Origin of the sequence: Flavobacterium dankookense (assembly GCF_004362665.1) — a bacterium.
Taxonomy (GTDB): domain Bacteria; phylum Bacteroidota; class Bacteroidia; order Flavobacteriales; family Flavobacteriaceae; genus Flavobacterium; species Flavobacterium dankookense.
This window is the reverse complement of record NZ_SNXR01000013.1, coordinates 263,183-278,735: the sequence shown is the minus strand read 5'-3', so window position 1 is coordinate 278,735 and position 15,553 is coordinate 263,183. Positions and strand designations below refer to the sequence as shown.

Annotated in this window: 14 protein-coding genes; 11 read left to right on the top strand and 3 right to left on the bottom strand. The window is 32.3% G+C overall.

The annotated features are described in order from the left end of the window. Window positions 1–162: 162 nt before the first annotated feature. Together BC748_RS07835 and BC748_RS07830 are read right to left on the bottom strand one after the other, a co-directional pair. Window positions 163–2,910 (bottom strand): helix-turn-helix and ligand-binding sensor domain-containing protein, encoded by a 2,748-nt coding sequence (locus BC748_RS07835; RefSeq protein WP_133532926.1) that lies wholly within the window; start codon window positions 2,908–2,910, stop codon window positions 163–165. 59 nt (window positions 2,911–2,969) lie between these two features. Further along, a complete protein-coding gene (locus BC748_RS07830; RefSeq protein WP_133532925.1) occupies window positions 2,970–4,172 on the bottom strand; it encodes an NAD(P)-dependent oxidoreductase in 1,203 nt (400 codons plus the stop codon). Between the two features lie 160 nt (window positions 4,173–4,332). Between BC748_RS07830 and BC748_RS07825 the strand changes: the two genes are divergently transcribed. The 5 genes from BC748_RS07825 (at window position 4,333) to BC748_RS07805 (ending at window position 9,470) form a co-directional block, all read left to right on the top strand. Further along, window positions 4,333–5,535 carry a serine hydrolase domain-containing protein gene (locus BC748_RS07825; RefSeq protein WP_133532924.1) on the top strand — a complete coding sequence of 401 codons (1,203 nt, stop codon included), beginning with the start codon at window positions 4,333–4,335 and terminating at the stop codon, window positions 5,533–5,535. Between the two features lie 101 nt (window positions 5,536–5,636). Further along, a complete protein-coding gene (locus BC748_RS07820; RefSeq protein ID WP_133532923.1) occupies window positions 5,637–5,888 on the top strand; it encodes a hypothetical protein in 252 nt (83 codons plus the stop codon). 914 nt (window positions 5,889–6,802) lie between these two features. After that, complete coding sequence (locus BC748_RS07815) at window positions 6,803–8,245, top strand: hypothetical protein (RefSeq protein ID WP_133532922.1); 1,443 nt, start codon at window positions 6,803–6,805, stop codon at window positions 8,243–8,245. A gap of 24 nt (window positions 8,246–8,269) precedes the next feature. After that, window positions 8,270–8,836 (top strand): DUF6705 family protein, encoded by a 567-nt coding sequence (locus BC748_RS07810; protein WP_133532921.1) that lies wholly within the window; start codon window positions 8,270–8,272, stop codon window positions 8,834–8,836. 172 nt (window positions 8,837–9,008) lie between these two features. Further along, window positions 9,009–9,470 (top strand): GNAT family N-acetyltransferase, encoded by a 462-nt coding sequence (locus tag BC748_RS07805; protein WP_133532920.1) that lies wholly within the window; start codon window positions 9,009–9,011, stop codon window positions 9,468–9,470. A gap of 376 nt (window positions 9,471–9,846) precedes the next feature. Here BC748_RS07805 and BC748_RS07800 read toward each other — a convergent pair whose 3' ends face one another. Beyond that, window positions 9,847–10,182, bottom strand: a complete 336-nt coding sequence (locus BC748_RS07800) for a ribosomal eL19 family protein (RefSeq protein WP_133532919.1) — start codon at window positions 10,180–10,182, stop codon at window positions 9,847–9,849. Between BC748_RS07800 and BC748_RS14350 the strand changes: the two genes are divergently transcribed. The 6 genes from BC748_RS14350 (at window position 10,182) to BC748_RS07775 (ending at window position 15,443) form a co-directional block, all read left to right on the top strand. Continuing rightward, entirely contained in the window at window positions 10,182–10,304 is a 123-nt protein-coding gene (locus BC748_RS14350) for a hypothetical protein (RefSeq protein ID WP_281275073.1), read from the top strand. The genes BC748_RS07800 and BC748_RS14350 overlap by 1 nt on opposite strands. A 206-nt stretch (window positions 10,305–10,510) precedes the next feature. Further along, entirely contained in the window at window positions 10,511–10,927 is a 417-nt protein-coding gene (locus BC748_RS07795) for a hypothetical protein (protein ID WP_133532918.1), read from the top strand. Between the two features lie 243 nt (window positions 10,928–11,170). Beyond that, window positions 11,171–11,482 (top strand): hypothetical protein, encoded by a 312-nt coding sequence (locus BC748_RS07790; RefSeq protein ID WP_133532917.1) that lies wholly within the window; start codon window positions 11,171–11,173, stop codon window positions 11,480–11,482. Between the two features lie 210 nt (window positions 11,483–11,692). After that, a complete protein-coding gene (locus BC748_RS07785) occupies window positions 11,693–12,298 on the top strand; it encodes an XAC2610-related protein (RefSeq protein ID WP_133532916.1) in 606 nt (201 codons plus the stop codon). A 259-nt stretch (window positions 12,299–12,557) separates the two neighbouring features. After that, window positions 12,558–13,796 (top strand): T9SS type A sorting domain-containing protein, encoded by a 1,239-nt coding sequence (locus BC748_RS07780; RefSeq protein ID WP_133532915.1) that lies wholly within the window; start codon window positions 12,558–12,560, stop codon window positions 13,794–13,796. A gap of 342 nt (window positions 13,797–14,138) precedes the next feature. Further along, the gene (locus BC748_RS07775) at window positions 14,139–15,443 is read left to right on the top strand and encodes an Ntn hydrolase family protein (RefSeq protein WP_133532914.1); all 1,305 of its coding nucleotides are present in this window, start codon (window positions 14,139–14,141) and stop codon (window positions 15,441–15,443) included. Window positions 15,444–15,553 lie beyond the last annotated feature (110 nt).

Below are 15,553 nucleotides of genomic sequence, written 5' to 3'. Positions count from 1 at the left end.
TTTATATAAAAAAATGCATTAAATTGATTTTTAATAGTTTAAAATATTTTTTTAACACAAAAAACTCATCGTTACTTATCATAAATGATGTAGTAGTGATGAGTTAATAATTAATAAAATTATAGGATTAAAATTATTGTATTGATAAAAAATAAACTAAAATTATATATTAATCATAAATTTAGATAAACTATCATCAGCAGTTAGACCGATTTTCTTTCTTAATCGATAACGATGTAGCTCAACACCTCGGAAAGAGATATTCATTAACGGAGCAATTTCCTTAGAAGAAAGGTTCATTCGTAGATAAATGCAAAGCTTAATATCCTTTGAAGTTAGTACTGGATATTTTTTTGTAAGTCGTTGCACAAATTCTTCATTACTTTGAAGTAAGTTTTTCTCAAAACTCTGCCATTCGTTTTTATTTATAGCATTTATTTTAATTGATTTCTTGATACTGCTTTTCAAATTACTCATATCATTCTCTGTTTCCAACGCTTTCTGGATGCTTTCAATCATTTCAGATTGTTTGGCTATAGAAAGTGATTTTCCTGCAACTTCTGATGCTTTGGCTTGAATTTGAACTTCTAATATATGTTTTTCATACTCTTGCAATTTCAGTTTGCTTTGTGCATCCATTTCAAGTTTTAGAATTTCTTTTTGGTGCTTGAGTTCTTCTTCTTTGAGTTTTAGTTTTTCTATGTATCTGATTTTATTCCATTTATAATACAAATAAAAAGCACCACCAATTATCGACAAATAGATTAAAATCATCCAAATAGAAATATACCAAGGCATATCAACTCTAAAATTGAAGGACGATAACTGAACGTAATTTTCACCATCATTATAATAAATAACAAGTTCATGACTTCCGCTTGATAAATTATTTAAAACAATGTTCGAATTCTTGAGCGAATTAAAGTCTTTAGTATCATCCAGAGTGTAGAAAAGCTCTTGTTTAGAATTTCCATAAAATTCTGATATGATATCCAGATTTATTGATTTGTTATGACCAATAGTTGCTGATCTTTCAATAAAAACACCATCAACCATAGCTTCAACTCTAACGCTGTTTTTATTTGGTTTAAACTTAGATTTTTGAAGTTCAAAAGCAAAGAAACCATCATCAAGATTTAATAAAATTTGAGAACCAACTTTGAAGACTTTAGAATCTTGATTAATGATTTTCCCTTCATAATATTTTTCAGGTATTAGGTTCCAAACGAACTTATTGTTCACTCTATTAATTAAGAACAGTGACTTTTCTTTTAAAACAATAAAATTCTCATCATCAATTGAAATCAATTCTGAAATGTTAGCAAAGGAGTTGTTAAAATAAGTATTCAACTCCAGTTTATCCGAAATTGCATTGTAATTATACCATTTTGAGTTGATGTAAAACAGTACTTCGTTATTGAAACTAACCATTTTAACACCATAATCATTGAGGATTTTATTCTTTTGCGTGATGTTTTCTACTTTTTTAACTTTAAAATCCTCGTCAAAAAGCAATCGATACAAACTTCTATAATTATCCACAGCCCAAAGTTCGTTTTCTTTGTTCTGAATAATATTTTTTATGGGTTTAGTAAGGTTTGAAAATCGTTTAAAATTCTGAAAATCGTTGGGGTTTTCATAAATTACAATTCCTGAATAGTTGGCTAAAAAATAAGCGTCATGAAAATTGCTTTTCAAAAACTTCCATCCACCAGAAATGGAATTCACTTTCTTTAAATCATTATTTTCATAAATGTAAGTGCCGTCATTGTGTCCTATTAAGTACTTATCTTTTACTTTAAGTATGTCCCAAACTTGTCCTTGCGAATTGGGAAGCAAAGTCAACTCCTTATTTTGGTATTTAAAAACACCATGATTGGAGCCCAAAAGCAAACCATTATTTAATGGTGCCATAGTATAAACCGAACCCAAAATCCCAGTGTTGTCTGAAAATATTTTATAGGACGAATTAATCTCAATATGTGAAATTCCATTGTCTAATCCGAGCCACAAATCGTTTTCTTTATCAGTACCAATGCTTAAAATAGAATTATTCTTCAATGCATTCTTTCTCGAAATGTTGTTATACGAATTGTCATTTAAATTAACAACATACACACCTTGAAATGCAGTTCCAATAACCAATCGATTGTTTGAAATGGCTTTAGCGGTAATAATCGTTTCCTTTTTCAACAATTCGTTTATTGGATGAAGCCAAGGTTTTAGCGTATTGTTCTCCTCATAATAAACGCCATTTTTTTGCGTGAAGAAAAACATCTTGTTCTTAGCTTTATCAATGGCATGAATGATATTATTTTCGAGTAAATTCCACTTCTCTATTTTGGTAAACTTATTGTTTTCAAACAAAAACACACCATCTTTTACCGAAGCGGCATAAATTTTATCTTCCACTAAAAAACAATAGGAAACCTGAAACGGAATTCTAATTTTCCGAATGGTCGTATTCTCTAAAACATACAAATCATTGAACGACTGAAAGTAAATTTTATTGTCGTGTTTGAAAATTTTCCAGATTTCTTCGTTGATGGACAAACCTCTAAAGAAATTTTTGCCTTTGGTTAGCGAAGTATAATGAAGCGTTCCGTTTTTTCTAATCCAATAGCCGAACTCATTATAAGAACCTGAGTAAATTTTATCACCATCTGAAAAAACCGAACGAATAATGGTTTTGTTTGGCAAACTGTACTTTTCCCATCGAACGCCGTTGTAGCGCAATAAATAATGATTGTTGGCAAAATAAAATGCATTGTCACTTCCTTGTGCTACACTCCAAACCTGATTATCACCATTATAGTTGCTCTTTGTAAAGTTTTCCACAAACGGAAGTAACTCCTGCGCCGAAGCCCAAGAGCAAAGTAAAAAGAAGAAAAAAGCAATTGTATGTTTCACTTTCGGAAGATTATTATCCAAAAATAAAAAAACTTACTTCTTTTATAACTACTCATGCGTTATTTTCCATCAACATAGTCTTGAAGATAGGCAAATCGTGGTGTTAGTTTTCCGTTTTCGGTGATTTTTGCGCGTTGCAAAATGCCATCCTTATCGTTATTAAAAAATGCCGGAATAACATGCTCCATAAACATTTCCCCAAATCCTTCGCTGGCGTCTTTTGGAAGTTCACACGGAAGATTATCCACCGACATCACCATGATTGAACCAGGATGCGTATGATGTACTTCTTTGTTTTCAAATGGTAAATAGCCAAAAAAAGGATCGGCAATAGTAGACGCTTTGATCGTACAAGCAATTGGTCCATCTACATCGCAAGAAATATCGGCTACTACTTTTATTTTGCAATCTGGAGCGTTGAGCATGTCTCTAGTAAGTATGTCAGGCGCATTATTTCCATGAAAATGTCCTGCCATGAAGATATCAGCAACCTTTGAAAAACGCTCAAAATTGGATGTATAGTCTTGTGGGTTTTTATAAAAGTCGGTATTGTCGAGTTGTTTTCCGTCCAATCGTTTGTTATAATCTAACACATCGATTTGAGTATAAACCGCTTCGCTGTATTTTTTGTTTAGAAAGTCATCAACGGAAACTTGTTTTACTTTCATGCCGTCAAGTATTTCTTTTGCTCCCATTCCAACTTTTCCGTGACCGGTTAACACAATTTTTATTGGTGGAAGAAGCTGTCTTTTTAGTCGAACAATTAAATCATCTTTGCTTTTTAGTGTTTCCGCTTTTGGCAACGTAAATAAATCATATTTTATACCAAATCCGCGGAAACCATTGTAAGCTCCAACAATTCCTGCATAGCGTCCGAAACCGATTAAGCGTTTGTTATTTGCATCAACAATCGTTTCGTGGTCATAGAGTTCGATGTTTTTTTCTAGAATGGCTTGTAGTAACTTTCTATTGTGGGTTTGTTTTTTAATCGTATGCGAAAAAAAGAAGTACTTCTTATTCGGAATTAAATAATCAACTGGAATTTCTTTTACACCAAAGAAAACATCACAATCCGAAATGTCTTCGGCTACAGTTATTCCTTTTGAAGCATATTCTTCATCCGTAAAAAACCTGATGTCGGACGATTCTACTTTTATAATTGCCTCTGGATGTTCGGTTTGTAGTCGTACAAGTTCTTCTGGGGTGAATACTACGCGTCTATCAGGAGGATTTTTTCGCTCTTTTATAATTCCAAATTTCATGTCATGCTTTTTGAGTGTGCCAAAAGTAGTTGTAACGAAAACGTTTTCAAAACTTTTTTTAAAAAATAAAATTGTGAAAAAGATGTTGATAGCTTTGTCGTATTAATTCGATATCCAAATCTTGAATAATTATATTTGCTTTCCACAAAAATTTAATAAAATGACACGCCGCTTCTCTCTCTATATATCTTTGTTTGTAGTTTTAATTCTATCCGCAGTTGCTTGTTCTAAGCAAGAAAAGACCGAAGAAGGAATAATTAAAATAAACGAGAATGGTCTTCCAATAATGCAACCACTACCCGAAGAATTACCTCAACTTTCGGCTGCTTTTGTTCAAGACAAGAAATATGGCGCGTCGTTGTTTTTTGATAAAATTTGGTCAGAGAAGAATGATAACGTTAGTTTCCTAGTGGCAAAGAACGGACATATCATTTATGAGAACTACATGGGTTTTGCAAACAAAAGTACTGACGAAAAAATTACGAGAGAAACACCGCTTCACATTGCATCAGTAAGTAAAGTACTCACGGCTACGGCTACACTTATGCTAGTTGATGCTAAAAAGCTGAAGTTGGATCAAAAAGTAACTACTATCATCGAAAACTTTCCTTATCCTGATGTTACGATACAAACGTTGCTCAATCACCGTAGTGGGATGAAAAATTATGCTTATTTTACGTTTGAAAACAACAATTGGGACAAGAAAAAAACGCTGACCAACGCCGATATTATCAAAGTGATGGTTGAAAAAGAAATTCCGTTGGAGCGCAAAACCGATACGGGTTTTAGTTATAACAATACTAATTATGCTGTTTTAGCATTAATTATCGAAAAGATTACCGGATTGACTTTTGCGGAAGCGATGAGCGAAATGATTTTTAAACCACTAGGTATGGACAACACTTTTGTTTTTGAAATAGAGGAGCACAAAGGCACTGTAGCACCATCGTATAAGGGCAACAATATGGAGATTGGATTGGATTATTTGGACGGGGTTTATGGTGATAAAAACATCTACTCTACTCCGAGAGATTTGCTGAAATTTGACACGGCGCGCTATGCTGATTTCTTTTTGAATCCTGATTTGATTAAAAAAATCTACCAAGGTTATAGTTATGAAAGCAAAGGTTTGAAAAACTATGGTTTGGGCATCCGAATGGTGGAGTTTGAAGAAGGCGAACCGTTCTATTTTCATAATGGTTGGTGGCATGGGAACACTTCTTCTTTTATCAACCTTAGAAAAGAGAAAGTAACTATCATTACGCTTTCTAACAAATACACTAAAAAGACGTATCAGTCTAAAAAATTGGCATCGCTTTTTGGGGATTATCCGTTTAAGTTGCAAAATGATGGCGACGAGTAGTTTTTGAGGGTTGTTTTACTTGAATTTTTCTTCTTTTTGGGTTGAAGTCTTGGTTTTACTGGGGTTTTAGCACGTTTTTTATTCTAAACATTTCGAATTTATTGAAAAACAGAAGCGATTTCTTTCTTGGAAGAACGCATTTCTTTGCTGAACGTTTGCATTTCTTTGCTGAACGTTTGCATTTCTTTTGTGAACGTTTGCATTTCTTTGATGAACGTTTGCATTTCTTTGCTGAACGTTTGCATTTCTTTGATGAACGTTTGCATTTCTTTGATGAACGTTTGCGTTTCTTTCGTGAACGTTTGCATTTCTTTTATGAACGTTTGCGTTTTTTTGGTGGAAGATTGGGTTAATTTTTTGAAGTACGAGGTTTGAAGTACGAGGTACGAGGTTTTACTATGTTTTATAAATAATTTGAACCATATAAGGTATTGAAGGGCATTTAAGTTTGGTGTTTTTAGGTTTTGGGAAAGTGGTGTGTGATGTTTCCTTCGTCAACATGACAAAAGGGATGGTTAATTTTTTGAAGTACGAGGTTTGAAGTACGAGGTACGAGGTTTTACTGTGTTTTTTTTACCATATAAGGCATTGAAGAGCATTTAAGGTATGAAGAGAGAAGTATGATATACCAAAATTTAACAATCTACCGCAACTAGTCGACATAGCGTGTCGAACATTCGACATAAATGCAAAAAAACAAATAGGTTTTGGAGCCGTGCAGATATGTTTTGATGCTGTGCAGATATGTTTTGATGCCGTGCAGATATGTTTTGGAGCTGTGCAGATATGTTTTGACGCCGTGCAGATATGTTTTGATGCTGTGCAGATATGTTTTGACGCTGTGCAGATATGTTTTGATGCTGTGCAGATATGTTTTGATGCTGTGCAGATATGTTTTGGAGCTGTGCAGATATGTTTTCGTTGCATGCAAAGAGGTTTTGAAGCTGTGCAGATATGTTTTTGATGTTTGCAAAGCGATTTTTTGTTGTTGCAGATGTGTTTTAATGTAAAACAAGCTTGCTTTAGTAAAAATAAGAGTAGGAATTTATATATCTTAAGTTTGTAAAAAATACGTATAAATACGGAGTTGAGGAAATTAGGATATTTGTATATTTGAGAAATTGAAAAAGATTTGCTTGGCAATCATTTTTATTGAATAAAAGCGAAACTAGTTTCGGATATGAACAAGTTGAAAGAGATTTTAGCCCAGATACCGCTTAAAAGTAGTATAAAACTAAAAATTCATTAACCAAAAACAACGTTTAAAATGAAGAAAAAAATTAGAATTTTAAAAAATTTATTACTATTTAACATAGTTTTTATGTTATTTAGTTGCGAGGTTCAAGAAGATTTTGTTGAGTACAAATCTGAAATGAAAATCAAAAAAGTATCTGTCAAAGATATTATGCAAAAGCCTGAACACAAAAATGTAAGAAAACCTATTTCTGATTTTAAAGAATTTGCATTGTCTAAAAACAAGCAAAATACACAAGCAAAACTTATTTATAATGAACAATATGGTTTGTATATTGATGATGAAAATGGTGTTTTTATTGAAAAAGACGGAAGTCAATCATATACATTTAGAATAAGAAGAACTGGCACAGAGGATAAACTAGAAAATATTGTTTTCAAAAGTAACTCTAATGGCGATTTTGAAACTCTAATTGTTACTTATGATATCACTTATGATGAAATCAAAAATCTTGGTAAAGAGGAAATTCCAAATCGAAATGTTCAATATACAACTTACAACAATCAAACAGAAAGTTTACCTTCATTGGTTTGTGTCCAAACATGGGAGTTAATGATGGTACCTATTGATCAAGGAGATCTTACCGGAAATTTTGGATATGAGGAGGCTTGGGTTCTTAGTGCTGAAGATTGTTTTTGGGTAGGAGGCGGCGGAGGTGGCTCATCATCAGGAGGTACTGGAAGTGGTAATACTGGAGGTTACATAGGTGGCGGAGGAGGAGGTGGAAGTAATAACACAGGTGGTACGAATACAAATACACCAATCATAACAACTCCAATCACAACCGATGGAGACTTAATTGATTTAAGTTTACCCGAACTAAATAAAATTACAACTCAAAACGAAAATGGTACTAACATTTTAAGAAATACCATTGACCAAATGAAATCTAATTTGAATAATGGCTCTGAAGAAGGAATTGAGTTTAGTTTAAATTCAGATGATACATATACACCATTTCCAATGCCATCTGGTTTTGATGGCATACAATTTCCCCCGGTTAGCACGAATAATCCTCTAATAAGAATGCATAAACACCATACAGGTTTAGACCCAATATTTAGTGCCGAAGATATCATAGGGATGGTAAGATTTTATCTTGAAAAACAAAATTTAAATCCTAGTTCGCCACAAAACACTAATATTAGCTCAATATTAGTTTCAGTAAGTGGTGTTCATGCTTTGAGAGTTAGCAGTGTTGCCGATTTACAAGATTTATATAATGAATATCAAATAAATCAAGGTAGTTTTAAAGAATTTAAAAAAGCATATGAAAGTCAAGTCATAAAAAAATCAATAGATGAATGCGGTGGTACTTGTAGCGATGCAGAAGCTAATCAATTATTACTAAATAATTTAATTGTATTTATTAATGGATTTGCATGGGGTATTGATTTTTATTTTGCTCCTCACCCATCAAGTCCAAATGGAGATTATACTTGGAAAAAAAAATAATCGTTTAACTTTAAAAATCACAAAATGAAAAATCTAATAAAAATACTATTCTTATATTTTGGTTTATCTGGATTTTCACAAACTATTGTTGAAAAACCTCTTGAGACATTCTTTAATCCTGATGAAAATAAACATGTTTATTTTAAAGATTTTAATAACATTTTAAACAAATATGTTGGTACTTGGGTTTTTGATGATGGTACACATTATTTTAAAATACAATTTTATAAACAAACGTATTACAGAGAAACCCCAATTGCTAATAAAAAAATTACCATCTATAACGATAGAATTATTGGTCTTTATCAATATAAATTAAACGGTGTAGAAATCTATAATGTAACCAACGATAAATTTGTTAGCAGCAACAATGGTTCGTTTTCGAATAGAAATAGTATATATTTTGATGAACCAACTGACAATCCTTGTGGAAGAAGAATTATTGGAGATGTTGATTTAACTTATTCTAACAACAATGGTGTGGAAAAATTGACTTGGAATAGAGTAGATTTTAATGGTGGTGCAGATTGTTATCCATTTGACACAACACCTTTCAAAACTCCTGCCAATATGGTATTAACTAAACAATAAAAACCTCTTGCAACCACAGTTTGTAGCAATAGCGGCTTTCGGGCATTACTGAAAATCGCTTTTGTAATTGTATTGGTTAGTTTTTAATCAAAAGTTTTGGTAAATTTAAACGCTACTGCTACAAGCTGCAGAACGTTAGCTGTTATTTTGAAAAACGTAAACTGTTAAAAAAATGGAAGTACAAATAAAAAAATATTTAAATACAGACAGACTTAGTTGCATAAAAGCTTTTAAGAGTAATGTCCCTACGTATTTCACAAATGAAGAGATACAATACTTCGAAGCCTTTTTAACAAGACTTGAAAGCGTCAATAACAAAACTCAATTTTATGTAATTAATTATAATAACAAAACAATTGGTTGTGGTGGGTTTGGAGATAAAGACAACAATGGAATTATATCATTGGCTTGGGGATTAATTCATAAAGATTTTCATAAAATGGGTTATGGTGAAAAGCTTTTAAACTATAGAATTGAACAAATAAAACTGCTCAAGCCAAAGTTTCCTATAATCATTGATACTACACAATATTCATATGGTTTCTTTGAAAAGTACGGATTTAAAGTAACAAAAATAACAAATGATTACTATGAAATCGGAATGCATAGATACGATATGATTTTAGAAATTTAAATTAAAAGCATTCGACTTTTAAATCATCTGTTTATAAACATTTAAAGAATGAATAATGAAAACAACTATATTGAAATAAATCGACAATCTTGCAATAATAGAGCTAAAATACATTTGGAAGACAAAATTGCAACGGTTTATTCAATTATTGCGAAAAAGAAAAACAACAGCTAACAGCAGTTTGGCAAAATGGCGGGTTTAGTGCTAAATTGAACATTCGGTTATCAAATGATATTTAGTGCTAAATTGAAAGTAAGTGCTTCAAAGTCCGCTACTTCGCCAAGCTGCAAAACGTTAGCTGATAGTTTTTAGGAAATTGCTCAAAATGACAAATCGTGCAGAAAATCAACAAACGCAACCGAAAAAAGTAATCGAATTATCGAAATAGAATAACATTTGGTAAAATCGAACAAGACCTTGGCGCAATCGAACAAAGCATTGGCGCAATCGAACAAAGCTTTGGCGCATTCGAACAAGACCTTGGCTCAATCGAACAAGACATTGGCGCAATCGAACAAGACCTTGGCGCAATCGAACAAGACGTTGGCACAATCGAACAAGACGTTGGCACAATCGAACAAAGCTTTGGCGCAATCGAACAAAGCATTGGCGCATTCGAACAAGACCTTGGCGCAATCGAACAAAGCATTGGCACAACCGAACAAGACGTTGGCGCAATCGAACAAAGCATTGGCGCAAACAGAATAGACAATGTCCGAATCGAACAAAGCTTTGGCTGAACTGAACAAAACAATGTCTCAACTAAACAAAGTAATGTCTAAAGCGAACAAAGCTTCCGCACAATCGAAAAAGACAATGTCGAAAGCAGAATAAACCCTATCGCGCGGATTTGCAATCCGTGCTCACAAACTTGAACTAATAATCTATTTAAAAAAACTACCTCTATACCCGACAGCTTTTAAAAACCTGTCAGGTCTGAACAGTTTTTAGTATATTTGGTTTAAGGATTGTGAGGTTTTTGCAGTCTAGGGTTATAGGCAATGCGTGAAAACGAGCTCGGAATAAATTATAAAAATAAAATGCAAGCAGGTAATTTAGCAATAGGATTGTTGATTGAGAAGTTTTCAGAATTTCTTGAATGGATATTTCAAAAGCGAGAGAAAACCTTAGTGAAGAAATTAATCGATTTAGATTTAAATATAAAAAAGGATTTTAATATTTCAATTTTTGATGTTTCCGAAAGTTCATTTGATGTGCTAAAAATTACACTTGAGAAAATGGATTCACAGATACTCAATTACATTATCATTTTGCTTTCAGAAGTTTCTTTTTCAAAAAATAAAAGTCAAATGTTTCAGCGCATAAAATCTAATACAAAATTGAATGAAAGAATTTTGGAATTGATTGAATTTGCAGAACATTGTAATAAAAACTTGCCACTCGAAATACGGAATATTCAAAACTCATTACAACAATTAATGCGTTTTGCTCATTGAAAATAGAAATTCGCAACCCTATCGCGCGGATTTGCAATCAGAGCCCACAAACTTGAACTAATAATCTATTTCATAAAACCACCACTAGACCTGACAGGTTTTAAAAACCTGTCAGGTCTAAACTGTTTTTAGTATATTTGGTGGAAGGATTACTTCGTTAATTCGCTAGCGCTCGAGTGTGATGTTTTTGTAGTCTGGGGTTATGTGCAATGTCCTTGAAAAACTCTATAAATAGAAAATATAATGACCGAAAAAGAGACAGTTGAAAAATATAAAATTGATATTATAGAGAATGAAAATTCAATTAACAAATTGAAAAAAATGAGACCATTTGGAATTGCAGCCGTTATTTTATTTCCGTTTTTAATTCCTACAATTCCCTTAAGAGGAAAAAAAATGATCGAAGTTTTTCCTTATGAAATTTCTATAATTATATGTTTTGTATTGTTTTCCCTGATGTATATTTCTGTTTATTATAATTCAATCAGTAAAAAAGAGAGGCAAATAAAGAGACTGAAAATATGGATTTCCCAAATTGAAAATGAAAATAGTTAAGACACTGTCTATAACAGCTATAAATGTTGCTCAACTCCTTCAAAAAACTAGATTTTAAATAAAACCACCACTAGACCTGACAGGTTTTAAAAACCTGTCAGGTCTGAACTGTTTTTAGTATATTTGGTGGAAGGATTGCTTTGTCAATTCGCTAGTGCTCGGGTGTGAGGTTTTTGCAGTCTGGGGTTGTGTGGCATTTAAGAACCCGACATGAAAAAACAACTATTCTTATTATTTGGATTTATAATTTTCAATTTTGGTAATGCTCAAAATTGTCTTGAATTCGATCTTTCTAAAACTTATGACTTTGATATTATGTTAGTATCAAAAGACGATAAAGATTTGGGAAAGGCTGAAATAATAATTGGAATTCATGATAAAATAAAACTAAAAAAAATCCAAAGGATAAAAATAGAAAGTGAATTTATTTTGAAATCTAAAAGTTTCAAAGAATGTCTTAACAATAAAAAATATTCTGCAAATGAATTTTTAAAATCAAATGAGAATGACTTTGGAGATTTGATAGTTACAGACTTAAACTTTGATGGAAAAGAAGATATCGCAATAAAACGTGAAGAAGGTGGAAACGGTGGACCAATTTATAATTTTTACATTCAAAATGAAAACCAACAATTTGTTCTTGACAAATATTTATCTCACCAAATGTTATACTTTCCGGATTACATAGACAGTGAAAAGAAAACTCTTCACGTTTATGTTAGAGTGAATAGTTTATCAGAGGAAGGAATTACATATTCTTACTCAGAAATTACTAAAAAGTGGAACGTTGAAAAAAAAGTAACATACAGAAACTAAAAAAGAAACGTCAGGTAACATTGGTTCGGCACAATAGCTACTTTTATTTTCTACTCAATCAACCGAATTTAAAATCTATTTCATAAAACCACCACTAGTACCTGTTTCGCTCTAAAGCATTGCATCAAACAACGGTTTGATACATTTTTTGATGCGTAGTATTCAAAAAAAGTAGTTTTTTTACTAAACAAAGAAGTAAGCTATTAAAAAACTTTTGTAGTTTTGTCAACCATAAATACAGTATAACTAATAAATTGATATGAAAAGAATTCTATTTTTATTACTAATTGGAAGCAACTCTATAACATTTGCTCAACTACAAGTACAAACGCTAAATTTAACTGTAAATGATTTAGTTTATGATTCTGTAACTAATAAAATTTATGCAAGTATACCAAGTGCAAATGGAGCAAATGGAAATAGTATTGGCGTTATAAATCCAGTTACAAAAACTTTAGAAAATACCGTTTTTATTGGTAGTGAGCCATCTGTACTTGCAATTTCTGATAATGGACAATATGTTTATGCAGGTTTTACTGGAACATCGACTATTAGACGTTTTGATGTTGCTAACCAAACTGCAGGGCTTCAATTTAGTTTGGGTAGCGATCCCTTTTTTGGTTCCTTTTATGCTCAAGATATCGAAGTTATGCCTGGAAGTCCAAATACGATTGCAGTGTCAAGAAGAAGACCAAACGTATCGCCAACCCACGGTGGAGTTGCCATTTATGATGATAGTGTGATGCGACCAACCACTACGCCAGACCATACAGGCAGTAATGTATTTGAGTTTACAAGTGCTACTACTTTGGTAGGTTATAATACAGAAAGCACCGAATATGGTTTAAGACGATTAAGCGTAAATGCCGGTGGCGTTTCTAATTCAAGTGTGAATGCAGGTGTTTTAACTGGTTTTGGTTTAGATTTTGTATATAAAAACAATACACTATATGCAACTAATGGAACAGTTGTAGACATGTCCTCAGCTCCTTTTGTAAGTGGACAATTTTCAAACGTTTCTGGTCCAGTTGTATATGATGATTATTACAATAGAGTTTGTTACGCAAGTTATGATTGGAATGGAAACATAACTTTTAAAAGATTTAACCCGACTACTTTCTTGCTGTTTGATAGTCTATCAATCACACAAGCCTTTGGCAATGTAAAAAACATAATAACATGTGGTAATGGATGTTACGCTTTTAACACTACTGATAACAAAGTTGTAATAATAAATGATTCAACACTAGGATTATCTGATAATGATTCAAGAAGTAAACTATCCTTATATCCAAATCCAACATCAGATTTTTTAAATATAAAAAGTGATATAGCTTTAAAAGAAGTAAATATTTCAGATTTGAACGGCAGGGTTTTAAATAATGTAAACTTTACGGAAGACAGAATTTACTTGGGTGATTTAAGTTCTGGTATTTACCTAGTAATGATTACAGATATTCAAGGAAATAGAACTACTGAAAAAATTATAAAAAAATAGTATAATTGTAGATACTTTATCCTTCAAAAATAATTATAATAAAACCTCTTTTAAAGCTATTAAAAGAGGTTTTGTTTTGAAGTTGTAATTCAAAAGAAAACCACTAATCACAATCCCAAATCGCGCGGATTTGAAATCCGTGCCCACAAACTTGAACTAATAATCCATTACATAAAACCAACACAAGACCTGAGAGGTTTTAAAAACCTGTTGGGTCTGAACTGTTTTTAGTATATTTGGTGGAAGGACTATACTATTTTTCAAAGTCTAACGTTATATAGTAAGATCAACAACTGCAAGCTGAACGAACAATAAAAAAACAACTGTCACCTTAGAAACTATATGATGAGAGGAATAAAGAAAACGCTGTTCGTAAAACTTATTTTATTTACGATTTTATCTTTTGTATTTATACAAAAAAGTGGTGCTTGCAGTGGTTATAAAATTACGAGTGGTGATAAAACGATACTTGGAAGCAATGAAGATGCTTGGAGAGTAACTCCACATATTTGGTTCGAAAAAGGCAAAGGCAACGGTTTATATGGTGCCGCTTTTACAGGTTCGCGATATGATGGTGCCAACGGCTATGCACCACAATCTGGAATGAATGAAATGGGTTTGGCTTTTGAAAGACTTGCTTCTCATCATCCTGTTAAAGAAAATTTCGCAAACAGAAAGACCATTTCTAACCCTACAAAGTATTTAAAAGACATTCTTCATTCGTGTAAATCTGTAGAAGAAGTTAGAGCGTTTATAAGTAACTATGACCATAGCTATTTTATTGAAGATGTTTTTATCTATGTTGACCAATCGGGGAAGTATTTGATTGTTGAACCCTATACTTTGACTATAGGAAACGAACCGACATATGTGATTTCAAATTTTTGTCCTTCGATAACTCTTGAACAAAATGCTAATAAACTTGATAGATACCGAAACGGCGTAGCCTTTTTAAAGAACGGTTTTGACACTTCATTAGCCTATTGTACAGCGCTATCAGACAAGATGCACGTTTGTAGAAAAAAAATTGGCGATGGCACTTTACTCTCTTCTATTTGGGATTTAAAAAATAAGACTGTGAACTTATATTTTTATCACGACTACAAAACAACGGTTCAATTCAACGTAAGCGAAGAATTAAAAAAAGGCGACCATAGTATTGCGATAGAAACCTTATTTCCGCACAATGCTGAATTTGAAAAATTGCGCCATTTCAAAACCCCAAAGGATAGTATTGCAATTGGATTATTTATAGTGGCATCTGCTGGATTTTTTTTATTGACTTCTATTTTCTTTCTAATTCACTATTTCAGAAGAAAAAAGACTTTAAAGTACGCTTATATTCCACTGGTGCTGGTTCCAAATGGTTTATTCTTGTTTTATTATATGATTGTATTGAGCGGTAGTGTTAACGTATTCTACTTTCCTGCGCCATACAAAGACCCGACAAATGTTTTTGTGAGTTTGACTTCATACCTACCCTTTCTATTATTGGTGCTTATATTTCCTTTTTCTGTTATTAATTACAGACTTTTTAAGGAAAATAGTTGGAGCTTCTTAGCCAAAGGATTATTTACTTTAAATAATCTTATTTACATTATTCTCATAGGGTTGTTTGTGCATTGGCGATTTTATGATGTTTTCTAGTAAGTGAAGGGTTGGAAAAGAAAAGCGTTAAAATGAAGAGAAACCTTTGCACAACCAACATTCCTAACCATAAAATTACAAATTATAAAAACCCAACCTCGTTTATCTCT